At 40.2% G+C, this 22,446-nt stretch carries 23 protein-coding genes, 1 pseudogene and 1 riboswitch; of the genes and pseudogenes, 12 read left to right on the forward strand and 12 right to left on the reverse strand.

Annotated elements, in window-relative coordinates:
- Positions 1-16: 16 nt before the first annotated feature.
- Together baeS and baeR are read left to right on the forward strand one after the other, a co-directional pair.
- A complete protein-coding gene (gene baeS, locus ACE1SE_RS10980; protein ID WP_374053651.1) occupies positions 17-1,402 on the forward strand; it encodes an envelope stress sensor histidine kinase BaeS in 1,386 nt (461 codons plus the stop codon).
- Complete coding sequence (gene baeR / locus ACE1SE_RS10985; RefSeq protein ID WP_374050930.1) at positions 1,402-2,115, forward strand: envelope stress response regulator BaeR; 714 nt, start codon at positions 1,402-1,404, stop codon at positions 2,113-2,115. The genes baeS and baeR overlap by 1 nt, the downstream gene beginning before the upstream one ends.
- A 45-nt stretch (positions 2,116-2,160) precedes the next feature.
- Here the strand turns inward: baeR and ACE1SE_RS10990 are convergent, their stop codons facing one another.
- Both ACE1SE_RS10990 and ACE1SE_RS10995 read right to left on the reverse strand, forming a co-directional pair.
- The gene (locus ACE1SE_RS10990; protein ID WP_374050931.1) at positions 2,161-3,339 is read right to left on the reverse strand and encodes an MFS transporter; all 1,179 of its coding nucleotides are present in this window, start codon (positions 3,337-3,339) and stop codon (positions 2,161-2,163) included.
- Positions 3,340-3,378: 39 nt separating this feature from the next.
- On the reverse strand, positions 3,379-3,513 hold the full coding sequence (locus ACE1SE_RS10995) for a hypothetical protein (RefSeq protein WP_374050932.1): 135 nt from the start codon (positions 3,511-3,513) through the stop codon (positions 3,379-3,381).
- Between the two features lie 69 nt (positions 3,514-3,582).
- Here ACE1SE_RS10995 and ACE1SE_RS11000 point away from each other — a divergent pair, with 69 nt between their 5' ends.
- From ACE1SE_RS11000 to fbaB, 3 genes are all read left to right on the forward strand, one after another.
- Positions 3,583-3,927 (forward strand): YegP family protein, encoded by a 345-nt coding sequence (locus ACE1SE_RS11000; protein WP_374050933.1) that lies wholly within the window; start codon positions 3,583-3,585, stop codon positions 3,925-3,927.
- A gap of 176 nt (positions 3,928-4,103) precedes the next feature.
- Positions 4,104-5,468 carry a prephenate-dependent tRNA uridine(34) hydroxylase TrhP gene (trhP, locus tag ACE1SE_RS11005; RefSeq protein WP_374050934.1) on the forward strand — a complete coding sequence of 455 codons (1,365 nt, stop codon included), beginning with the start codon at positions 4,104-4,106 and terminating at the stop codon, positions 5,466-5,468.
- A 572-nt stretch (positions 5,469-6,040) separates the two neighbouring features.
- Positions 6,041-7,090, forward strand: a complete 1,050-nt coding sequence (gene fbaB / locus ACE1SE_RS11010) for a class I fructose-bisphosphate aldolase (protein ID WP_099131375.1) — start codon at positions 6,041-6,043, stop codon at positions 7,088-7,090.
- Positions 7,091-7,147: 57 nt separating this feature from the next.
- On the opposite strand, the gene thiD is transcribed toward fbaB, so the two are convergent.
- The 5 genes from thiD to mgrB all read right to left on the reverse strand — a co-directional run bounded on the left by thiD (position 7,148) and on the right by mgrB (position 11,759).
- Positions 7,148-7,948, reverse strand: coding sequence for a bifunctional hydroxymethylpyrimidine kinase/phosphomethylpyrimidine kinase (gene thiD / locus ACE1SE_RS11015; protein WP_374053652.1), 801 nt, complete (start codon positions 7,946-7,948; stop codon positions 7,148-7,150).
- 40 nt (positions 7,949-7,988) lie between these two features.
- Positions 7,989-8,081: riboswitch (TPP riboswitch) on the reverse strand.
- 124 nt (positions 8,082-8,205) lie between these two features.
- Positions 8,206-8,415, reverse strand: coding sequence for a transcription antiterminator/RNA stability regulator CspE (cspE, locus tag ACE1SE_RS11020; protein WP_374050935.1), 210 nt, complete (start codon positions 8,413-8,415; stop codon positions 8,206-8,208).
- An 836-nt stretch (positions 8,416-9,251) separates the two neighbouring features.
- The gene (gene tnpA, locus ACE1SE_RS11025; protein WP_099118097.1) at positions 9,252-9,707 is read right to left on the reverse strand and encodes an IS200/IS605 family transposase; all 456 of its coding nucleotides are present in this window, start codon (positions 9,705-9,707) and stop codon (positions 9,252-9,254) included.
- Between the two features lie 206 nt (positions 9,708-9,913).
- Positions 9,914-11,293: an amino acid permease gene (locus ACE1SE_RS11030; protein ID WP_374050936.1), complete on the reverse strand. Its 1,380-nt coding sequence runs from the start codon at positions 11,291-11,293 to the stop codon at positions 9,914-9,916.
- Positions 11,294-11,603: 310 nt separating this feature from the next.
- Positions 11,604-11,759 (reverse strand): PhoP/PhoQ regulatory lipoprotein MgrB, encoded by a 156-nt coding sequence (gene mgrB / locus ACE1SE_RS11035; RefSeq protein ID WP_374050937.1) that lies wholly within the window; start codon positions 11,757-11,759, stop codon positions 11,604-11,606.
- A gap of 189 nt (positions 11,760-11,948) precedes the next feature.
- On the opposite strand from mgrB, the gene ACE1SE_RS11040 reads away from it, so the two are divergent.
- Positions 11,949-12,335 carry a helix-turn-helix domain-containing protein gene (locus tag ACE1SE_RS11040; protein ID WP_374050938.1) on the forward strand — a complete coding sequence of 129 codons (387 nt, stop codon included), beginning with the start codon at positions 11,949-11,951 and terminating at the stop codon, positions 12,333-12,335.
- 65 nt (positions 12,336-12,400) lie between these two features.
- On the opposite strand, the gene ACE1SE_RS11045 is transcribed toward ACE1SE_RS11040, so the two are convergent.
- From ACE1SE_RS11045 to tnpA (ACE1SE_RS11055), 3 genes are all read right to left on the reverse strand, one after another.
- Positions 12,401-13,231: an N-acetylmuramoyl-L-alanine amidase gene (locus tag ACE1SE_RS11045; protein ID WP_374053653.1), complete on the reverse strand. Its 831-nt coding sequence runs from the start codon at positions 13,229-13,231 to the stop codon at positions 12,401-12,403.
- 224 nt (positions 13,232-13,455) lie between these two features.
- Positions 13,456-14,910, reverse strand: a complete 1,455-nt coding sequence (locus tag ACE1SE_RS11050; RefSeq protein WP_374050939.1) for an alanine/glycine:cation symporter family protein — start codon at positions 14,908-14,910, stop codon at positions 13,456-13,458.
- Between the two features lie 1,124 nt (positions 14,911-16,034).
- Positions 16,035-16,490, reverse strand: a complete 456-nt coding sequence (gene tnpA, locus ACE1SE_RS11055) for an IS200/IS605 family transposase (protein WP_099118097.1) — start codon at positions 16,488-16,490, stop codon at positions 16,035-16,037.
- 509 nt (positions 16,491-16,999) lie between these two features.
- On the opposite strand from tnpA (ACE1SE_RS11055), the gene ACE1SE_RS11060 reads away from it, so the two are divergent.
- Together ACE1SE_RS11060 and ACE1SE_RS11065 are read left to right on the forward strand one after the other, a co-directional pair.
- The gene (locus tag ACE1SE_RS11060; protein ID WP_374050940.1) at positions 17,000-17,479 is read left to right on the forward strand and encodes a PliI family lysozyme inhibitor of I-type lysozyme; all 480 of its coding nucleotides are present in this window, start codon (positions 17,000-17,002) and stop codon (positions 17,477-17,479) included.
- A gap of 132 nt (positions 17,480-17,611) precedes the next feature.
- On the forward strand, positions 17,612-17,983 hold the full coding sequence (locus ACE1SE_RS11065) for an SAF domain-containing protein (RefSeq protein WP_374050941.1): 372 nt from the start codon (positions 17,612-17,614) through the stop codon (positions 17,981-17,983).
- 167 nt (positions 17,984-18,150) lie between these two features.
- Here the strand turns inward: ACE1SE_RS11065 and ACE1SE_RS11070 are convergent, their stop codons facing one another.
- Positions 18,151-18,504: a putative signal transducing protein gene (locus ACE1SE_RS11070; protein WP_374050942.1), complete on the reverse strand. Its 354-nt coding sequence runs from the start codon at positions 18,502-18,504 to the stop codon at positions 18,151-18,153.
- An 85-nt stretch (positions 18,505-18,589) separates the two neighbouring features.
- Between ACE1SE_RS11070 and ACE1SE_RS11075 the strand changes: the two are divergent.
- Positions 18,590-18,703, forward strand: a pseudogene (locus ACE1SE_RS11075) (hypothetical protein); the annotation flags it as partial.
- A gap of 95 nt (positions 18,704-18,798) precedes the next feature.
- Here ACE1SE_RS11075 and icd read toward each other — a convergent pair.
- On the reverse strand, positions 18,799-20,052 hold the full coding sequence (gene icd / locus ACE1SE_RS11080) for an NADP-dependent isocitrate dehydrogenase (RefSeq protein WP_374050943.1): 1,254 nt from the start codon (positions 20,050-20,052) through the stop codon (positions 18,799-18,801).
- A gap of 140 nt (positions 20,053-20,192) precedes the next feature.
- Here icd and rluE point away from each other — a divergent pair, with 140 nt between their 5' ends.
- The 3 genes from rluE (at position 20,193) to mnmA (ending at position 22,444) form a co-directional block, all read left to right on the forward strand.
- Positions 20,193-20,822 (forward strand): 23S rRNA pseudouridine(2457) synthase RluE, encoded by a 630-nt coding sequence (gene rluE, locus ACE1SE_RS11085; RefSeq protein ID WP_374050944.1) that lies wholly within the window; start codon positions 20,193-20,195, stop codon positions 20,820-20,822.
- Entirely contained in the window at positions 20,815-21,267 is a 453-nt protein-coding gene (locus tag ACE1SE_RS11090; RefSeq protein WP_374050945.1) for an NUDIX hydrolase, read from the forward strand. Before rluE ends, ACE1SE_RS11090 begins: the two co-directional genes overlap by 8 nt.
- Before the next feature lie 73 nt (positions 21,268-21,340).
- Positions 21,341-22,444: a tRNA 2-thiouridine(34) synthase MnmA gene (gene mnmA, locus ACE1SE_RS11095; RefSeq protein ID WP_374050946.1), complete on the forward strand. Its 1,104-nt coding sequence runs from the start codon at positions 21,341-21,343 to the stop codon at positions 22,442-22,444.
- Positions 22,445-22,446 lie beyond the last annotated feature (2 nt).

The raw sequence follows: 22,446 nt of genomic DNA on the forward strand, positions 1-22,446 counted from the left end.
CAGAATGAAATTCAGGATAAAAATGGGTATCAACAGTAAACTCTTTCTGGCAATTTTTGCCACTTGTATGCTGGTATTGGTCACAATGCACTGGGGCATTTATCTCAGTTTTCAGCACGGTTTTATGGGCTACATCAAACAAAATAGCCAAAATCGGGCAAATATGCTGGCACAAGCATTGACAGAACAATACCAGCAATATGGCAATTGGCATTTTCTGACCCAGAATGATCGCGCGATATTTCAAATTATCCGTACGATTGAACAGAGTGACATTTCTCATCAGAAAACCAAACCTCATGGTTGGCGTCCCCAATTTTGGGTTGTGGACACTCACATGCATCGTTTGGTCGGGCATTCTAGTGATATTCCGGCAGAAAGTTATCGTAATCCCGTTATCTATAAAAATAATATTGTCGGTTGGGTAATTGTCAGCGCGTCAGACAAAATTACCCGTCAGGCTGATCTTAGTTTTGCCCACCAGCAGCAATTCACCAGTTGGGCTATTGTCGGTTTTTCCACTTTATTAGCACTGATCACCACCTTTCTTCTTTCTCGTGGTCTTTTAAGGCCGGCTAAGCGGCTAGTAGAAGGCACACATAAACTCGCGGCCGGTGATTTCAGCATTCGTGTCGTTCCAACCAGTAAAGATGAAATCGGTAAATTGGCAACGGATTTTAACCAACTTGCCAGCACGCTGGAAAAAAATGAACAGATGCGCCGTGATTATATGGCGGATATCTCCCATGAACTGCGTACTCCACTTTCTGTTTTGCGTGGTGAACTGGAAGCCTTACAAGATGGTGTGCGTAAACCAACCCAGGAAACTATCCATTCTTTGCTTTCGGAAGTAACGACTCTGACAAAGCTGGTGGATGATCTGCATTTATTATCTCTTTCTAATCGTGGTTCGTTGGCCTATAGAAAAGAACCCGTTAATGTCAGTGAATTACTACAAATCTCCGTGGCAAATTATCATATCCGTTTTGCGGATAAACAAATCAAGTTATCATCGAATTTAAAAGAAAACGTAATACTGTTTGCCGATCCAAGTCGGCTAACACAGTTATTTCATAATTTGCTGGAAAATAGCCTGCGTTACACCAATGAGCATGGAAAGGTGATTATTTGCGGATATTCAGATCAGCAAAAATGGATATTAGATATACAAGACAGTGCTCCCGGATTGACTGTTGAACAATGCCAGCATGTTTTTGAACGTTTTTATCGTTGTGAATCTTCCCGTAGCCGCGCAAGCGGAGGTTCAGGACTTGGACTAGCGATTTGCTATAATATTGTTGAAGCTCATAATGGAATAATTCATGCAGAAAGCTCACCTTTGGGTGGTATTAAAATTCACGTAGAATTACCGTTGATTACATCGTCTGAACTTGAAACATAATGAGTATACATCTTACACAATATACTGTTCTCATCGTTGAAGATGAACCAAAGTTGGGGCAACTGCTGGTTGATTATCTACAATCCGCAGATTATCAAACCCAATGGCTCAAACGTGGTGATGAAGTCATCGCTCATGTGCAAAAATACCATCCTCATATTATCTTGCTTGATCTTATGTTACCCGGTTTTGATGGATTATCGATCTGTCGGGAACTGCGTAAATTTTCAGATATCCCGATTGTCATGATGACTGCAAAAACGGAAGAGATTGATCGGCTACTCGGCTTAGAAATTGGGGCGGACGATTATATCTGTAAGCCTTATAGCCCTCGAGAAATGGTAGCCAGAGTAAAGACAATCTTGCGCCGTTGCTACCGTCCGAAAGATATTATCAATGAGCAAGGTGCACTAACCATTGATGAAAACCACTTTCAGGCGCGTTACTTTGAACAAGTGCTTGAATTAACACCTGTTGAGTTCCGTCTGCTCAAAGTTATATCCAGCCAACCAGGGCGTGTTTTTTCCCGTGATCAACTATTGAATAACCTTTATAACGATCATCGCATTGTGAATGACCGTACTATTGATAGCCACATTAAAAACTTGCGCAGAAAACTGGAGCTATTAGATGGAGATAAATCTTTTATCCGTTCTATTTATGGATTGGGTTATCGTTGGGAAGCTGAAATCTGTCGCGTTGTGACACAGTAACCGGCATTAACCATGCCAGCTACTGCTACAACTATCATCACATGCTTATGATTGCCTTTTCTCAACATTCAAAGTTCTTTTACCATCAAGCAAACCTGAAATGACAGCTAATAACAATGCCAGTGAAGCTAATAATCCCCCTGCCAGATTGAGGGAGGTATAGCCATAATGAGATGCGATAATGATACCACCCAACCATGCTCCAACTGCATTACCCAAATTGAAAAATCCAATATTGACAGAGGAAACAAGATTAGGCGCGCCAGCTTCCTGAGCTTTATCCATCACCAGACGCTGGATTGGCGATACGGTAGCAAAACCCAATGCAGCCATTAAAAATATACTCAAACAAGCAATGAACTGATTGTCACCATAAAGCCAGAAGATAAATAGAATTAAGGATTGTAGTCCTAACGTCCAATATAGCAATGGCATCATCGCCTTATCTGCAAGTTTTCCGCCTACAATATTGCCAAAGAAAAACCCTAGCCCCAACACCAGCAGGATCCATGTTATTGCGCTTTCAGAGAATCCTGCAATATTGATCATCAATGGCGCGATATAAGTAATCGTCGTAAAAAATGCAGCGGGGCCTAAGACTGTGATCCCCATAGCCAAAAGAACATGAATATTGGTGAACGCCTGCAATTCTTTTTTAATACTGGCAGGCGCTTTTTGATCGAATTTAGGTAATAACTTTAAAATCCCAACTAAGGCGATAATGCCAATAACCGTAATGATTGCAAAAGTGACGCGCCAGGAAATCGCTTTCCCTATCCATGTTCCAAGCGGTATACCAACTAAATTAGCCAATGTCATTCCACTAAACATAAATGCGATAGCGGTGGTTCTTTTATTTTCTGACACTAACTCAGCAGCAATAATCGCACCAATTCCCATAAAAGCGCCGTGGGTTAAGGAAGCCACGATCCGGCCAATAATTGCCAGATAAAATGTTGGAGAAACGGTGGTCAGTGCATTTCCGATAATAAATAATATCATTAACATGGAAAGCATCTTTTTCCTTTCTATTCCTCCTCCCAATATGATTAGAACAGGCGCTCCAACAAATACACCAAGCGCATAACTGGTTACCATATACCCCGCAGTTGGTATTGAAATACTAAATTCGGTTGCGATTTCAGGAAGTAAACCAGCGACAATGAATTCGGTTGTAGCGATCCCAAATGTCGCTATGGCTAGAGCCCAAATAGCTACAGGCATGGAGAACTCCTAATAATAGGCTGTATTAATCGAGTTATATTACAACGGTGTGTCGTTATCTCTGAAAGAGACTGTAATATATTCGTGCAACAGCCAATTTGGAAGCAGTTCGACCAAGACAAAATAATCATCATGCTCTATAAAATAGCGGGACAGGGGATAATTTTTTCTCATCAAATCCCTTGGCTGTACAAAATTCAAGCTAAACTTAAGCTGATAATTACCCAATCAGGAGAATTTCTTATGGCTACTGGGCATTATGATCTTAAGAAAACAAAGAACGGGCAATTTTATTTCAATCTGGTGGCGGCAAACGGTGACATTATTCTGAGCAGTGAAATGTATACCACCAAGGCTGCGGCCAATAAAGGCATTCACTCTGTGCAAGTTAATTCTCCCGATAAAACTCGCCATGAAGTGAAAAAAAACAAATCGGGTAAACCTTATTTTGTCCTGAAAGCCCGCAATCATCAAATTATTGCTATCAGTGAAACTCATACCAATGAAGCAAGCATGAAGAAATCTATGCAGTCTGTTATGAAAAACGGACCAACAGAAAGCATTCGTGACCTGACCAAACAAAATTAACAGATACAATTAATGACTCGCGCCGTATCCCCGGCGCGCGCGCTCTATTTTCCATAATATATTTGTGCTAATGATAAAACAGGCGTTAAAATCCCCTCCCTTAAACCTTACCCTTAGTAATGATATCAAAACCGGGTAAGGGCTGACTTGAACTCAGACCGAGAACGTTAAAAAATATGTTTACTCCAGAATTACTTTCTCCTGCCGGCTCGTTGAAAAACATGCGGTACGCATTCGCTTATGGCGCAGATGCCATTTATGCCGGACAACCTCGCTATAGCTTGCGCGTCCGTAATAATGAGTTTAATCATGAAACATTGGCACAAGGCATTAAGGAGGCTCATGAATTAGGCAAGCGTTTTTATGTCGTTGTCAATATCGCACCACATAACGCCAAGCTGAAAACGTTTATCCGTGACTTAAAACCCGTCGTAGAAATGGGACCTGATGCTTTGATTATGTCTGATCCGGGCTTAATTATGATGGTCCGTGAAACATTTCCTGAAATAGATATTCATCTTTCAGTTCAAGCCAATGCTGTTAACTGGGCTACGGTCAAATTCTGGAAACAGATGGGATTGACGCGAGTCATTCTTTCCCGTGAACTTTCGCTGGAAGAAATTGCTGAAATCCGTCAGCAAGTGCCTGATATGGAGCTTGAGGTTTTTGTGCATGGCGCACTTTGTATGGCTTATTCTGGCCGTTGCCTGTTATCGGGCTATATCAACAAGCGCGATCCTAATCAGGGCACTTGCACCAATGCCTGTCGCTGGGAGTACAATGTGCAGGAAGGCAAAGAAGATAGTGTTGGCAATATTGTCCATATGCACGACCCTATTCCTGTTAAGAACATTGAACCAACACTGGGCCAAGGGGCACCAACGGATAAAGTCTTCGTGATAGAAGAAGCCAAGCGTCCTGGCGAATATATGTCAGCGTTTGAAGATGAACATGGTACTTATATCATGAATTCCAAAGATTTACGTGCTCTTGAGCATGTGGAAAGATTAACCAGGATGGGGGTTCACTCACTGAAAATCGAAGGCCGTACCAAATCTTTTTATTATTGTGCTCGCACCGCCCAAGTCTATCGCCGTGCCATAGATGATGCTGCTGCTGGAAAACCCTTCGATCCAACATTGATGACCACATTAGAAGGTTTGGCGCATCGTGGCTATACAGAAGGTTTCCTGCGCCGTCATACTCATGATGCCTACCAAACTTACGAATACGGCTATTCCGTATCAGACACTCAACAATTCGTTGGTGAATTTACTGGCAATCGAGTCAACGGACTGGCAGAAGTTGCCGTGAAGAATAAGTTTCTTGTCGGGGATCATCTGGAACTCATGACTCCATCGGGCAATATTCACTTCACGTTAGAGTCCATGATAAATAAAAAAGGCCAGGCCGTGGAAATTGCACCGGGTGATGGGCATCTCGTTTATCTTCCGATTCCTGAAGAAATTAAGCTGGATTATGCTTTACTTGTAAGAAACTTAAAAGGTGGCAATACCAGAACACCTCATCCATATGAATGACAAGTGAAATAATTCGAAATAGGATTTTAAAGAAATTGATCTATTTTTTTAGAAATAGATCACATCAATGCTAATTTATTTCTCGTATTATCAGTTCTGAAAAATAAAGAACTAAAAAAGTTTTACTATAAGACTAGGAACCACCTCCTTGGCTAGCTCAATCTCCCTTGGGCTGGCCTTTTCTTTTACACGAACAAACAAAAAATCAGTAAATTCAAATGGTTAATAAAAACATCCATCTTTAAAAATCATCAAATTAATTAATGTTTCCAAATCCTGACTGGATATCTATTTGTTTTTTATTAGTAACCGTATTGATAATAATCAAAAAAACCATATCTTGATAAATAACATTATGATTTATTCAGTTTAATGAAGGAAATTTTGAGAAAAAATAAACCAAATTATCCAATTTCTGAATAATTTCACTTTATAGTCATATAAAGTGGTTAAGTTTTAGCAACATTTGTATTAACTGAAGCGATCCACTACTGCTTCCCTCTCCACTTTCCTTGTGATCAGCTCAAATATAAACAACAATCAGTAGCGCCTTTTGCAAACTGGAGTTAATCATGACTGATATCGTTAAGTTGTTAGGAAAAGACGCAGAAAGTTTATTGGAACATCAATGTAATACCATTCCACGTGAAAATCTCTATCTTCCAGGTACAGATTTCGTTGATAGAGTTATGCTCGAAAATAACCGCCCCAATACTGTTCTTCGTTCCATGCAAACTTTATTGAATCATGGACGTTTAGCAGGTACGGGTTATCTCTCAATTTTGCCAGTAGATCAGGGAGTTGAACATTCCGCCAGCGCTTCTTTCGCTACCAATCCTCTCTATTTTGATCCCAAAAATATCGTTGAACTGGCGATTGAGGCAGGCTGTAATTGTGTTGCTTCAACTTACGGTGTTCTGGCGTCTGTTTCTCGCCGTTATGCTCATAAGATCCCGTTTCTGGTTAAGCTTAATCACAATGAGACTTTGACCTATCCCGCCCAATATGATCAAACTTTGTATGCCAGTGTCGAACAGGCATTTAACATGGGTGCCGTTGCGGTAGGTGCAACAATCTATTATGGATCTCCCGAATCACGCCGCCAAATAGAAGAAATTTCAGCCGCCTTTGAACGCGCTCACGAACTCGGTATGGTCACTGTGTTATGGGCTTATCTGCGTAATTCCGCTTTCAAGAAAGATGGAGTTGATTACCACACCAGCGCCGATTTAACTGGCCAGGCGAATCACCTGGCTGCAACGATCGGTGCCGATATCGTTAAACAAAAAATGGCTGAGACTAATGGTGGTTATACTGCTATTGGATTCGGGCATACGGATAAACGCGTCTATAGCAATTTAACCACTGAACATCCGATTGATCTCGTTCGTTATCAAATTGCTAACTGTTATATGGGACGCGCTGGATTAATCAATTCAGGTGGTGCTTCTGGAAACAATGACTTAAGTGATTCTGTTCGCACTGCCGTTATCAACAAACGTGCCGGAGGAATGGGATTGATCCTTGGCCGCAAGGCGTTCAAGAAATCGATGAAAGAGGGCGTTGAGTTAATCCACTCCGTACAGGATGTTTATCTCGATAAGAAAATTACCATCGCCTAATCAATTAGATTCAGTACGTTCAAAATGGGGATCGCTGCATCCCCATTATTCAAAAATTCACCACCATTGATGAAAATGGTGGACTGGTCCAATGCCATGGCCAACTTGCAAACTATCCGCCTGTGTCAGCGCATTTTGTAAATATGTTTTGGCAACCGGCAACGTACTTTGCCAATCAGAATAGAGTGGACGCAATGCAGCAAGTGCCGCAGATAAAGTACAACCAGTTCCATGAGTATGCCGTGTATTTATTCTGGGTGCAGTAAAACGCCACTCCCCTTCCGAGGTAAAAAGCCAATCCGGGCTTTCCTCATTATGCAAATGTCCGCCTTTCAATAAAACCGCCTGACATCCCATTGAACGTAATGCTCTGCCCTGCTGTAACATTTCATCTTCAGTATCAGCAAGATCACAGTTCAATATGGTTGCCGCTTCCGGCAAATTAGGGGTGATCAGAGAAACAAGTGGCAGCAATTGTTCTACCATTGCGGTAATGGCCTCCGGTGATAACAAGGGATCACCGCTTTTCGCCACCATGACTGTATCCAATACAATGCAGGGAATAGGATAACGATACAACGACTCTGCTATTACAGCGATATTGGCTGCATTCGACAACATACCAATTTTAGCGCTGTCTATCCTGACATCTGAAAGTACTGATTCTAACTGAGCAGCAACAAAAAGGGGATCAAGCTCATAAACGGATTGTACGCCCAGTGTATTTTGGGCAACCAACGCAGTAACAACTGTCGTACCGTAAACCCCAAGCGCGGAAAAGGTTTTTAAATCGGCCTGAATGCCGGCACCACCGCTAGGATCGGTTCCTGCGATAGTCAGTGAGTTAATTCTCATTATGGTAATTCCTACCACCAGCTAAAGAAAGGTGGTATCGGAATAAGAGATACCATGACTTCCCTACGCTGGCATTATCCAGATCAGGTAATACGGGTACTTCTCAGTTCAGTAAAGAACGCCCCGAGTCAAAATAAAAATCACCCTATTAGTACTCTAATAGAGTGATATTTGCAATAAGTTATCGTCAGATATTAAAACCAAACTAACGATAAATAGATTTAGCCAGTAATTAGACACCCGCCAAATTAAATTTGTTACTATAAAGTTGTGACGTTTGCAGCAGCAGGGCCTTTAGGACCATCCTGAATTTCAAACTCAACCTGTTGGCCTTCAGATAATGTTTTAAATCCATCTTTCATAATTGCAGAAAAATGTACAAATACATCTTTGCTACCATTAGCTGGAGTAATAAAACCAAAACCTTTAGACTCATTGAACCACTTTACAGTACCAGTGATTTTTGCCATTTCAACAATTTCCTTTGAATCACTTTATTAGCCAATCGGCATAAAAATAAACAAACCAGTATTAGTTGCTGTTATTTATTAACAGAACAGTACTTCGTTTACCCACATGTTTTATCACATACTCTTTATATAATCGCAAGCCATTTTTTTCAGGTGCTCGAGCCAACGCACATATTTAAAATTCTTAATCTCTATTCCTATTTGAAATTACCCAATAATTTTTAAGTCACATAACCTCATGAATTAACATAAAAATAAAAACTCACCCCAAGAAATATCTTTAATAAGACTAATACATAATACTGTTTTCTATATCTATTATGGTGTAGACCAGAGAGTTATCATTATACAAACCTCATTTTAGATAACTATAAAAATCATAGCCAATCTCACTTATTATTTTTGAACATATAATATAGTCGTTTTACATGTAACCAAATTACTTTTTGAATATCATTTATTAAATAATATTCAATTATAATATTTGTAGGATGATTTTTTACTATTCATCCATATGATCTTTCTCATACGATTTATTGAACTCATAAAGCACATTCTGTTGGAGTTGTCAGAGTCTAAGATGAAACCACATTACCCCAACACTCTTATTCTGGATTATGAGGGAAAATACAGAAATAATATTTTATTAAAAATGGAATTCACCAGATAACGGCGTTTAGTTACATAAAATAACGGTAATGTATTATTTAGCACTGACAATCATAACCACCCGTATAACGGGTGGTTTGCTCTTGCCCTATAAGGGCTTGTTACCGACTGCGCCTAAATGACGCTGCTTTCTCTTCGTTCAAGCTAAGTGTCTTTGCTGCTTTGGCCTACCCCTTGAAGGGGTCTACATGCTCTTTACTACTCAATTTATCCGAGATTAAATCCGACTTTTCTTGCTCTCTGATATACTTTTGAATTGTCGCTTCATTTAGCCCTACCGTACTGACATAGAACCCTTCCGCCCAAAACTTTCTGTTGCCAAATTTATATTTTAAATTGGCGTGTCTATCAAAGATCATCAACGAACTTTTACCCTTCAAATATCCCATAAAGCTTGAAACGCTTAGCTTTGGTGGAATACTCACCAACATATGAACATGATCTGGCATGAGATGACCTTCGATTATTTCCACACCTTTATACTTACAAAGGTCTCTGAGGATCTCTCCCACACTTGAACGAATATTATTAAAAATCACTTTCCGTCTATATTTCGGCGAAAAGACGATATGGTATTTACACAGCCACTTTGTATGCGCTGAGCTTTGTGCTTTAATGCCCATAAACACCTTTCCTTATTTGAGTTACGAATATTAGCTTGAACATCTATATCGTAACGGAAAGGTGTTTTTCTTGGTATAACCTTTGAACTCCACCCGCAAAGCGGGTGGTTTTATGTTTAAGACGCTAACGCGATTTAAACTGGCTAAAGCCATAAAATAACAATCAGCCGGGCATAAGATGCCCGACTGAAAACACATGACATGGATTAGCAACTAATCTGCTTATCCCTTGGTTTTTTTGAGCGAACAATCGAATAACCAATCCATAAGACACCAATCCAAAATGGCATCAAGATAACTGAAATACGAATTGGTGGCATCATTAGAATAATGATGAGAATGAATGCCAAGAAGACTAAACACAGATAGTTTCCAAATGGATACCACAGTGCCTGAAATTTCGTCTTGACACCTTCTTTATCTTTAGCTGAACGGAATTTCAAATGAGCGCAACAAATCATAATCCAGTTAATGACCAGAGTTGTTACCACTAATGCCATTAGCAACTCAAATGCCTTACCGGGCATAACATAGTTAATTAATACACCAATTGATGTTGCCAGCGCTGATAAACCAATAGACAAGACAGGGACATTGCGTTTGTTAACTTTTGTGAGTGCATGAGGCGCATTACCTTGTTTAGCCAAACCATACAACATCCGGCTATTACAATATACACCACTGTTATAAACAGACAACGCCGCCGTTAGTACCACCACATTCAGCACATTCGCTACCCAGAAGTTATCCAGATCATGGAAAATCAAAACGAACGGACTGCCGCCTTCTACCACTTTTTCCCACGGATACAACGACAGTAAAATAGCCAATGAACCGATATAGAACAGCAAGATGCGATAAACAACCTGGTTAGTAGCTTTGGGGATATTTTTCTCAGGATTTTCTGCTTCTGCTGCGGTAATGCCTACCATTTCCAGGCCACCAAATGAAAACATGATCACAGCCAGCGCCATAATCAAGCCAGAAAGCCCATTTGGCATAAAGCCGCCTTGCTGCCACAAGTTGGTAATACTTGCCTGTGGGCCACCATTGCCGCTAATCAGCAAATAGCTCCCAAAGATAATCATCCCGACGATAGCACTGACTTTAATGATAGAGAACCAAAATTCGGTTTCACCATATAACCGAACATTAATTAGATTGACGAGATTAATCAGTACAAAGAATATTGCGGCAGAAACCCATGTTGGAACTTCCGGCCACCAATACTGGATATACATACCAACAGCCGTTAATTCTGCCATTCCAACCAAAATAAACATTGCCCAATAATTCCAGCCTGACAGAAAACCGGCAAAATTTCCCCAATATTTATAAGCAAAGTGGCTAAATGACCCTGCGACTGGCTCTTCAACAACCATTTCGCCCAGTTGGCGCATAATTAAAAATGCGATAAATCCGCCGAGCGCATACCCAAGAAGCACTGAAGGCCCTGCCATTTTAATGGTTTGGGCAATACCTAAAAATAACCCCGTTCCTACTGCACCGCCGAGAGCAATAAGCTGAATATGCCTGTTCTTTAAACCACGCTTAAGCGTAGATTGTTGTTCTTGTTGTTCTGCCATCTAATCCTCTTTTTACGATGCTTAGAACCCGTCTCATTAGAAGTTGTTTTATTTGTTGTTTTGAATCTTTGTACCTAAATAGAACCAGAAATTCTCCTGCTCTTCTCAAATTGCGCAAAATCTGCCGAGTTCAAATTTTCTCAACATAATTCCTTCAACATATTATATTTGATTGAGTTATGTACTAATTTAACGCAGTATTGAGTTTTGTTATTTCATATCAAGTGGATATTAAAACACCATTTACAAAGAATGAATACTAAAGATGCATATTAACACACATGCAGGCAGAATAATGGTTGATTACATATCAAAAAGGTAAGTATCGGGTGATGGAACAAACACCTAATTCGAACACATCATTACCTTGCTCACAATGTACATCCAACGCTAACAAATACAAAAACAAACATATCAATATCAAGCAAAGAGCTAAAAGGGTTTTTTTAGTATTCAATGAGGTCACCTTAGGATTATTTCATTGTAGTTAACTTCATAATAAAATATTATAGTGAGTTACCATATGATAGAGTGATAATAGTGTATTAAAGTTTTTAATCACTGTTCACTGTGTCCCCCCTATTAATGATGGGTTTTGTCATCTTGAAAAGAAGTTGTGTATACTTCCCCAACCTTCAACCAATTTAAAATAGTAATGGCACAAGATAACCACTTAGCACTTGTATGCGCACTGAGTAAATGGATAGAAAACCATCTTGGCCGTGTCATTCATCTTGAAGAGCTTGCTGCTTATTCTGGCTATTCACTTTGGCACATGCAGAAAATATTCAAGGAAGTTACCGGCATATCTCTTGGGAAGTACATCCGTCAACGACGCTTGGCTGGCGCTGTTTATCTGTTGAAAAATAGTTCGTTGCCTATTTTTGATATTGCCCTGGATTTCGGGTTTGGCTCCCAATCCCATTTCACCTATATGTTCCGTAAAGAGTACGGCATTACACCTTATGATTTTCGCCAACGTACAGATATTGAACTTGAAATTAAGCTTCCACTACATTCAACTTACAACTGCGAATCATAAAATCTGGTATCGTTAGCGGCCATCCTTCATGGCCGCCATACTCCAACTTAATTAAACATAAATCGTTATTGATATTTTTCAACCAATGCCAGAGCTATCGCTTCCGTTTCTGCATCGGGAATGCCGCTAATGTCTGACGGGCGAAAATGCATCTGAAATGCTTGAATAGTTTTATAAGTGGCGTTATCCAAAATTCCCGTCTGGGGGATATTATAACCATAAAGAGCCAGTGCTTTCTGAACGGATATTACTGATGCCGGCATATCCGGTGCCCTACCCGCCAAATATTTATTCACTGTTGCATGATCGGGCCAAGCGCCAATCCCCTGTTCATAAAGTTCGCGCCACGGAAAAACAGGTCCAGGATCTTCTTTTCTCAGTGGTGCGATATCGCTATGACCTACAATATTCACAGCCTGGATCTTATACCTGCGCATAATATCCTTTACCAATCTGACGACTGCCTCAATTTGTAATGGGTGATATGAACACCATTCTTTTTTAATAAGTTCTTGTTTAAATCCGCAATTAACAATTTCAATACCAATAGAATAGCGATTTAAGCTTTGGTATCCATTCCACTCACTCTTCCCTGCATGCCATGCCCTTTCCTTTTCTGAAACCAATTGGAAAATAATCGGCTCTTTATCCTGATACCTCGGTTGCGAAGGAATAAGATAATGAATACTAACGCGGCCTCCCGTTAATTCCCGTAAAGATCTTTTATCATCTAACGCAGTATAGTGAAGGACAAGAAATCTAATTGAGTCAATGTCTTGCTTGGTCGAATAAGGATAGGAATGGTCAACAATATAACCATTTCTATCTTCTCGCTTAGGGGAATAAGAACAACCAATCAACAACGTGATAAAGATGCATATTATTAATCGTCTTATCATGATCGGTCAGCTATTTTACAGAAAAAGATAACATTATAATGATTATATATTAGATGACATAAAAAGAGATGTGGTGTTCTTTTACTTATCCGCATGCTTTAAAGAACAAATAAAAGCCAGCTATTCGCGGAACGAACGAATAGCTGGCTAATAAAGTTACTTGATACGAGCTATCTTTTGTTACTGATATCCTATAGATAGACTATATAGACATTTCAGTATCAGCAATTACTCTTCTCGCCGTTATGCGGTGCATCATTATCCCAAATACCTTTTTCAACTTGCTGTTGGAGCTCTGGGTAGCTGTTAATATTGAATGTCGGTAATTTGCCTGATTTTCTCTGCTGGTTATAATCTTTCGCCAGTTTCATCGCGATACCTGACAACATAAGTATGGCAATCAAGTTAACAATAGCCATACACGCCATTGATAGGTTAGCCATATTCCAAACCAGAGGCACATCCGCCAATGTACCAAACATTACCATACCCAATGCAGCCAACCGCAGAATAAATAAGCCAGCAGTATGGTTACGTTCCAGGAATATCATATTGCTTTCAGCATAAGCGTAATTGGCAATAATCGACGTAAAGGCAAAGAAGAAAATAGCAATCGCAACAAACATCGTTCCCCAATGCCCAACAGCGGATGACAATGCTCTCTGAGTTAATTCAATCCCACTGATTGCAGTAACATTTTCGTTAAGAACACCAGAAGAGAGGATAATCATAGCCGTCGCACTACAGATAACGATGGTATCCATAAATACCCCCAACATCTGCACATACCCCTGAGAGGCTGGATGTGGTGGATATGGAGAAGCTGATGCTGCCGCATTTGGCGCAGAACCCATCCCCGCTTCATTCGAGAATAATCCGCGTTGAACCCCCTGAAGCATTGCCTGGGAAATGCCGTAGCCTAATGTTCCCGCTATCGCCTCCTGAATGCCAAAGGCACTCTTGATAACCAGTGCAAATACCGCTGGGATATGTTCAATATTGTGACCAACAACCCAAAGCGCCAGAATAAAATAAGCAATCGCCATAAATGGTACAACCAATTCCGCTACCCGAGCGATAGAACGCAGCCCGCCGAAAATAATTACACCACTGATAATGACTAATGCGATACCGACATAAATTGGTTTGATATTAAAAGCAAAGGCAGCCGCTTCCGCAATTGAGTTTGCCTGAACAGCATTAAATACAAGACCAAACGCGATAATAAGGAAGAATGAAAACAGAATTCCCATCCATCGCTTCTTCAACCCTCTTTCCATATAATAAGCCGGGCCACCGCGATAATTTCCTTGATCGTCTTTCGTCTTGTACAACTGGGCAAGCGTGCTTTCTACAAAGGCAGTCGCCATACCAATAAATGCCACGACCCACATCCAGAAAACAGCCCCTGGTCCACCGGCAGTAATTGCAATGGCAACTCCTGCTAAGTTACCGGTTCCTACACGAGCAGCAAGGCTGGTACACAAGGCCTGAAAAGATGAAATGCCAGAATCATCCGACTTATTACTATTTTTCAGAACTGAAAACATGTGACCAAAGTGGCGAAGTTGTATAAAACCAGAACGCAGTGTGAAGTAAAGACCAACCCCAAGGAGAAGGTATATCAATACATAGTCCCAAAGAATGTTGTTAATGAAGTTAATCAGATCCGTCAAGATATTTTCCCCTTACTAATTAGCAAACATTAGCTGACCATAGTGCCGTATTCGGCGAAATTTTATTGTGCTTAATTCCTTTTATAATTAACAAGCAACATAATTCTGTATACGAAAAATACAGGGATACAAGCCATTAAAGCGGAAAGAATGTAACACAATATTTATTTCAATGGGTAACTTTTAATGAAATTTTTACATTTACTTTAGCGTTATTGAACATTTATCTTGTTATCCATAAACGCTTAATTTCTGATTTCAAGCCATTTAACCCTATTTTTAGAACAAAAAATGCGCAATCATTTTCTTCCCATATATAAGTAAGAAACATAAACAAATTAACAATTGGACTCAAAACACGAAACCTGTTAGCAACCAAAATACAACCTATCAAAAACAGCGTCAATCTAATACCTATGTCCAATGCCCACGATATATAGAGCATATGTTAATTGGAAGTTATTGATGTCATACCAAACAAAATACACAGAACAGATTTAGATAATCACGCACTGCCATATCACTAATGTAGTAATAACCAAATTCATTAAAAAAATTTGGGTAATTACAAAATTTAATATTGAATTTTCTAATATCTACGGAAACATACAGTAATATTTCACTTAAAATGAGATTATTAAATTTTAATACTGTGATAGTTGGAAAAAGCCACCATTGCATATTAAAATTTTCAGTTGTTATTTTTACAACAGGAAACAACAATAACAGGTTAGTAATATGTTAATAATCCACTATCTGGTCATCAGATAATCTGAAAGTGAGGTTATAATTGATGTTAGAGCGAAAAAGAAAGAATCCCGCAGACAACATACTGCCCAAGAGAGTTTACAGAGGAAAATCAAAGTATGAGTATCATCCTGCAACTGGTGGTTCAATCTCTATCTGCTGTCTGAGCTCGCCAGTATCTGTTGTTTGGAAAGAATACAATAAGATTGTGGAAAAAATAGAAAAAAATAGTACGTAGAGCTTAATATATATCGAAGTTAATCATAACCACCCGTATAACGGGTGGTTTGCTCTTGCCCTATAAGGGCTTGTTACCGACTGCGCCTAAATGACGCTGCTTTCTCTTCGTTCAAGCTAAGTGTCTTTGCTGCTTTGGCCTACCCCTTGAAGGGGTCTACATGCTCTTTACTACTCAATTTATCCGAGATTAAATCCGACTTTTCTTGCTCTCTGATATACTTTTGAATTGTCGCTTCATTTAGCCCTACCGTACTGACATAGAACCCTTCCGCCCAAAACTTTCTGTTGCCAAATTTATATTTTAAATTGGCGTGTCTATCAAAGATCATCAACGAACTTTTACCCTTCAAATATCCCATAAAGCTTGAAACGCTTAGCTTTGGTGGAATACTCACCAACATATGAACATGATCTGGCATGAGATGACCTTCGATTATTTCCACACCTTTATACTTACAAAGGTCTCTGAGGATCTCTCCCACACTTGAACGAATATTATTAAAAATCACTTTCCGTCTATATTTCGGCGAAAAGACGATATGGTATTTACACAGCCACTTTGTATGCGCTGAGCTTTGTGCTTTAATGCCCATAAACACCTTTCCTTATTTGAGTTACGAATATTAGCTTGAACATCTATATCGTAACGGAAAGGTGTTTTTCTTGGTATAACCTTTGAACTCCACCCGCAAAGCGGGTGGTTTTATGTTTAAGACGCTAACGCGATTTAAACTGGCTAAAGCCATAAATAAAAAACGGGAGCTATCACTCCCGTTGATGCTAACACCATAACCGTCATCTGAATAAAATTCAGTCATCACAATAAAAAATAGCTTTTGTTACAAATTATTATCTTACTCTCTGTCATAAAGAACGCATTTTCCCTTAAACATAAAACAATAAGATAATCTAATATTTTATTTTTAGGGTTTAACATTATATTCTCAATAGCTATATCATCCTTAATATCTATATACTCAATACTAAATAGGTATCAAGCTGTCCTTTCCTTTAGGAATATGGTTTACCCAAATTCGTGCTACGATATAAATCATCCCCATACATTTGTTAAAACAAGACAGTAGACGGCGGAGAATTGCTTATGTGCATAAATAATATAATGAAAGTTATTGTTATTCCTACTCTAATTACGCTAATGTTATCAACACCGGCTAACGCAAGAGAAGGTAAATTGATTAAATTACCTGATAAACGATTTGCCATTCTGTCCGAAGGCGATCTGGAAAATGCATCATCTGGCAGCTATTCCATTGCCATTTTTAAGGATAAAGATCTCATAGAATTTGAAACTGGAGGTGTCTTTGAACGTGACGGCTCAGTATTTGAAGATAATGGCACTCCAAGGATCAAATTTGCCGATATTGATGGCGATGGCACCAAAGAGCTCATTGTTTCCAAACTTACAGCGGGTTCTGGAAATTATCTTGAAGTCGATGCACTCAAAATTACCAAGAAAAATGTCAAACTTCTCACCCGTATCTATATAAATGGAAACAATGATCCTATTAAGTCACTCCATGCAGTATGCAAAAGAGGAAAATGCATAGAGCAGAAACCTTAATAATCATCTCCTCACTTAAAATTGCTATCCGCTGAGATTCGGCACAAGCGTTGAATTATGTACTATTGTTAATGTTGTCGTTCCTGTTAAAGTTGTCACCACTATCGTGATATAGTCGATCAAGAGGAAATTATGAAACGTCTTTTATTGCCAATTTTCCTTACCCTATTCTTCTCATATGCCGTACATGCTAATGCAGATAAGACCGCAGAAACTTATTGTAATTTGTTCGGGAAAGCCTCTATAGAAGCATTTAAAACTCATGACTCACCCGACACGATAGCACAAAAGGCGTTCAATGAATTAGCTGGTAAGGGATTTGATCTTAAAGAGATCCATAGCAACAAGGATGAATTTATTACATCTATCAAACAAACTGTCACAGAAGTCAGAAAAAATAAACAAATCTTCCCAAGCACGCGTCATTTTGACGAATCACTGGATAAATCTGTTGAAGCATGTAAAGTACAAACAAAACAGGCTTTATCTGATAGTACAAAATAGACTTCTGTAGAGCGACTTACTTATGTTGTCGCTCTATTTTCATTAGCCTTGTTGTCAATGAGGCTGAGCCGGATAGAAACATGACTGTGAAAAAAAGCAGCACCGACTGATTATCCGTTATCAGATTTGAATTTATTTAAATCAAACCATCCGAAAGGGATTTAATTTCAGCTTTTTAACGGTAATGCTATGCCGAATATTAAAGATAACATAAGTACTAAAAGAGTATTTATTAATTCAAAAAAATGATATTGAAACGATAATTTTTTCTCATTGTCCTGATTAGGCTCTGCTTGATCTGACAATAACTTATTATCCTCAATTTCAGCAAGTATCACTTTTGCACGTTCTATATCAGCATAGTGGACAAGCAGTTTAACACCACCAAATGCCTGGGAATACATATAGTTATTCCATACAATGTCTTCATCTATCACAACTGCATAAATATCTTCTGATAACATTCTGCCCAAGACAATGTGAGCATCTATTGGCGATAGGAAATTCGTTAATAACTGCATATTTCCTCTCTGGGGATAACTATTCCACATAAGCACACCATGATCAGATGATTTATAAATCAGTATAGCCTACCTGTTGCTACCCTACCGTGAACAGGGAATAGATACGAAAACATTATTAGGACATAAGAGCCAAGCAATGACAGACAAATACCATAATGATAGAGGTAAAGATTGGATTATTTTGGCGGTGAAATAATGGTCAAATTATAACCAGTTTTGCAGAAGAATTTTGGTAAGCTTAAGAACAACGGGAACCATTAAGCCCCCGTTATCTATTTTAATCAGTGACTATTACATATGAGAAATAATAGCATCACCGAACTCGCTACATTTCAGTAGTTTAGCACCTTCCATCAGGCGCTCAAAATCGTATGTGACAGTCTTAGCAGCAATTGAACCTTCCATCCCCTTAACGATTAGATCTGCGGCTTCGAACCATCCCATGTGGCGTAACATCATTTCAGCGGAAAGGATCACCGAACCAGGATTGACTTTATCCTGACCTGCATACTTAGGCGCAGTACCGTGTGTTGCTTCGAACAATGCGCACTCGTCACCAATGTTTGCACCTGGAGCAATACCGATGCCACCTACCTGTGCAGCCAGGGCATCAGAAATGTAATCACCATTCAGGTTCATACAAGCGATAACATCATACTCAGCCGGACGCAGCAGGATCTGTTGCAAGAAAGCATCTGCAATGACATCCTTAATGATGATATCTTTGCCATTTTTAGGATTCTTGATCTTAACCCACGGACCACCATCCAACAATTCTCCGCCGAACTCAGTGCGAGCAAGTTCATAACCCCAGTCTTTGAAAGCACCTTCGGTAAATTTCATGATATTGCCTTTATGAACCAGAGTGACTGATTCACGGTCATTATCAATGGCATATTCAATCGCGGCACGTACTAAACGTTTAGTACCTTCTTCTGAGCAAGGTTTTACACCAATACCACACTGTTGAGGGAAACGGATCTTACTAACACCCATTTCATCTTGCAGGAATTTAATCACTTTGTCCGCTTCCGCTGAACCTGCTTTCCACTCAATACCCGCATAAATGTCTTCTGCGTTTTCGCGGAAAATAACCATATCGGTCAATTCAGGCTGCTTAACAGGGCTTGGCGTACCTTGGTAGTAACGAACCGGACGCAGGCAGACATACAGATCCAATTGCTGACGCAGTGCAACGTTCAGCGAACGGATACCACCACCTACTGGTGTTGTCAGAGGGCCTTTGATAGCAACACGGTATTCACGGATCAAATCCAGCGTTTCATCTGGTAACCAAACATCTTTACCATAGACATGTGTGGATTTCTCACCTGTGTAGATTTCCATCCAGGAAATTTTGCGTTCACCGCTATACGCTTTCTGAACCGCAGCATCAACAACTTTTAGCATGACCGGCGTAACATCAACACCAATGCCATCCCCTTCGATATAAGGGATAATAGGGTTATTCGGAACACTTAATTTACCTTTGGCATCAATCGTAATTTTTTTACCTTCCGCCGGAACAACTACTTTGCTTTCCATTAACCTCTCCTTTCAAATAAGCGCAATGCCTTGTTAATTTTTTGTAAGGGACGTGTCAATACTACTTGAATATTCTGCAAACGCCAACGGTCACAGATTTAAGGTATAATACGCACCCTAATTTTTAACGATGGCTTATCATGACAAATATCTCTTTTAAAAAACGCCAACTTAACCGATTCAGCCAGAGAAAAAATAACAGAACCATAAAAAAACCAATCGGCCCTCGTCGGGTGTTGATTTTTAACAAACCTTATGATGTCTTACCCCAATTTACCGATGAAATGGGAAGAACAACGTTAAAAGATTTTATCCCGTTTACTGATGTCTATGCCGCCGGTCGTCTGGATCGTGATAGTGAAGGTTTGCTGGTGTTGACCAATGATGGCAAATTGCAGGCCAGATTAACTCAACCCGATAAAAAAGCCGCTAAAGTTTATTATGTTCAAGTCGAGGGCATTCCTGATGAAACGGCTCTGAATAAACTTCGTAGCGGCGTTTTATTGAAAGATGGCCCGACCTTGCCCGCCGGAGCTGAATTAGCAGAAGAGCCGGCATGGCTCTGGGAGAGAACACCTCCTATCCGGGAACGAAAAAGCATTCCGGTCAGTTGGCTTAAAATTACATTATATGAAGGACGCAATCGGCAAGTACGTAGGATGACCGCTCATGTGGGTTATCCTACACTGCGCCTAATCCGTTTTAGTATGGGTTCGATGCAATTAGACTCACTATCCCCTGGAGAATGGAGAGAAATTAATCTTGTTTAGTCCACATGTCACGGTTGCCTGCATTGTTCATGCAGAAAATAAGTTTTTAGTTGTAGAAGAGTTGATCAACGGCAAGCCTCTGTGGAATCAACCCGCAGGCCATCTTGAAGAGAATGAAACATTACTGGAAGCCGCTGAACGGGAATTATGGGAAGAAACTGGGATTCGTGCGCAACCACAAGCATTTTTAAAATTGCACCAATGGGTTGCACCGGATGGGACACCATTTATTCGTTTTCTATTCTTGGTTGAAATGGAAAAAATTCTGGACACCAATCCACAAGATAACGATATCCATTGCTGTCACTGGTTAAGTGCGGAAGAAATCCTTAATAGTTCACAGTTACGCTCTCCCTTGGTTGCCGAAAGTCTTCTTTGCTACCTGAAGCACAAAGCTTATCCACTATCGATACTGGATTATTATGGTTCACCTTTCGCCAAATGAAGACGTTTGGTGCACCTTGGTTGCCAACGTGCTAAAGTATTGCGTTTGTTTTTTTCCGCAGTGAGATATATCCATGTCAGATAACAGCCAGAAAAAAGTCATTGTCGGCATGTCCGGCGGTGTTGATTCATCCGTTTCCGCCTACCTTCTGCAACAGCAGGGCTACCAGGTTGCTGGCCTGTTCATGAAAAACTGGGAAGAAGACGATAGTGAAGAGTATTGCTCGGCTGCCACCGATCTTGCCGATGCTCAGGCCGTTTGTGACAAACTGGGCATAGAGTTGCATACCATCAATTTTGCAGCCGAGTATTGGGATAATGTATTCGAACATTTTCTTGCCGAATATAAAGCAGGCAGAACTCCAAATCCGGACATTCTTTGCAATAAAGAAATCAAATTCAAAGCATTTTTGGAATTCGCCGCAGAGGATTTAGGGGCTGACTATATCGCAACCGGACATTATGTCCGTCGTCGGGATGTGAACGGCACTAGCCAATTGCTCCGTGGCTTGGATGACAACAAAGATCAAAGCTATTTCTTATATACCTTAAGCCACCAGCAAGTTGCCAAAAGCCTGTTTCCAGTCGGGGAATTGGAAAAACCCGAAGTACGCCGCATTGCCGAAGAAATTGGTCTGGTCACCGCAAAGAAAAAAGATTCGACGGGCATCTGCTTTATTGGTGAGCGTAAGTTCCGTGATTTCCTTGGGCGCTATTTACCCGCCCAACCTGGCCCAATTATGACCGTGGATGGGCAAACCATCGGCCAACATACTGGCTTGATGTACCATACACTCGGCCAACGCAAAGGACTGGGAATTGGGGGAACGAAAAATGGCAGTGAAGAACCCTGGTATGTCGTTGATAAAGATGTCGAAAATAACATACTGGTTGTTGCCCAAGGCCATGAACATCCTCGCTTGATGTCCGTCGGTTTGATTGCCCAGCAACTGCATTGGGTTAATCGCCAACCCCTGCAAGCAGAAATGCGCTGTGTAGTCAAAACACGCTACCGTCAGCATGATATTCCCTGCACTGTCGTCCCTCTGGGCGAAGATAAAATTGAAGTTCGTTTTGATAGCCCTGTTGCCGCTGTCACCCCTGGTCAATCAGCCGTGTTTTATCAAGGTGAAGTTTGTCTCGGTGGTGGTGTGATCGAACAACGTATACAGGAGTAGTT

It is taken from the genome of Xenorhabdus taiwanensis (assembly GCF_036512875.1).
GTDB lineage: Bacteria > Pseudomonadota > Gammaproteobacteria > Enterobacterales > Enterobacteriaceae > Xenorhabdus > Xenorhabdus taiwanensis.

Coding starts and splice junctions, on each gene's coding strand:
- baeR (WP_374050930.1), top strand. CDS start 1,402: ATGAGTATACATCTTACACAATATACTGTTCTCATCGTTGAAGATGAA.
- ACE1SE_RS10990 (WP_374050931.1), bottom strand. CDS start 3,339: ATGCCTGTAGCTATTTGGGCTCTAGCCATAGCGACATTTGGGATCGCT.
- ACE1SE_RS10995 (WP_374050932.1), bottom strand. CDS start 3,513: ATGAGAAAAAATTATCCCCTGTCCCGCTATTTTATAGAGCATGATGAT.
- ACE1SE_RS11000 (WP_374050933.1), top strand. CDS start 3,583: ATGGCTACTGGGCATTATGATCTTAAGAAAACAAAGAACGGGCAATTT.
- trhP (WP_374050934.1), top strand. CDS start 4,104: ATGTTTACTCCAGAATTACTTTCTCCTGCCGGCTCGTTGAAAAACATG.
- fbaB (WP_099131375.1), top strand. CDS start 6,041: ATGACTGATATCGTTAAGTTGTTAGGAAAAGACGCAGAAAGTTTATTG.
- cspE (WP_374050935.1), bottom strand. CDS start 8,415: ATGGCAAAAATCACTGGTACTGTAAAGTGGTTCAATGAGTCTAAAGGT.
- tnpA (WP_099118097.1), bottom strand. CDS start 9,707: ATGGGCATTAAAGCACAAAGCTCAGCGCATACAAAGTGGCTGTGTAAA.
- ACE1SE_RS11030 (WP_374050936.1), bottom strand. CDS start 11,293: ATGGCAGAACAACAAGAACAACAATCTACGCTTAAGCGTGGTTTAAAG.
- ACE1SE_RS11040 (WP_374050938.1), top strand. CDS start 11,949: ATGGCACAAGATAACCACTTAGCACTTGTATGCGCACTGAGTAAATGG.
- tnpA (WP_099118097.1), bottom strand. CDS start 16,490: ATGGGCATTAAAGCACAAAGCTCAGCGCATACAAAGTGGCTGTGTAAA.
- ACE1SE_RS11060 (WP_374050940.1), top strand. CDS start 17,000: ATGTGCATAAATAATATAATGAAAGTTATTGTTATTCCTACTCTAATT.
- ACE1SE_RS11065 (WP_374050941.1), top strand. CDS start 17,612: ATGAAACGTCTTTTATTGCCAATTTTCCTTACCCTATTCTTCTCATAT.
- ACE1SE_RS11070 (WP_374050942.1), bottom strand. CDS start 18,504: ATGCAGTTATTAACGAATTTCCTATCGCCAATAGATGCTCACATTGTC.
- icd (WP_374050943.1), bottom strand. CDS start 20,052: ATGGAAAGCAAAGTAGTTGTTCCGGCGGAAGGTAAAAAAATTACGATT.
- rluE (WP_374050944.1), top strand. CDS start 20,193: ATGACAAATATCTCTTTTAAAAAACGCCAACTTAACCGATTCAGCCAG.
- mnmA (WP_374050946.1), top strand. CDS start 21,341: ATGTCAGATAACAGCCAGAAAAAAGTCATTGTCGGCATGTCCGGCGGT.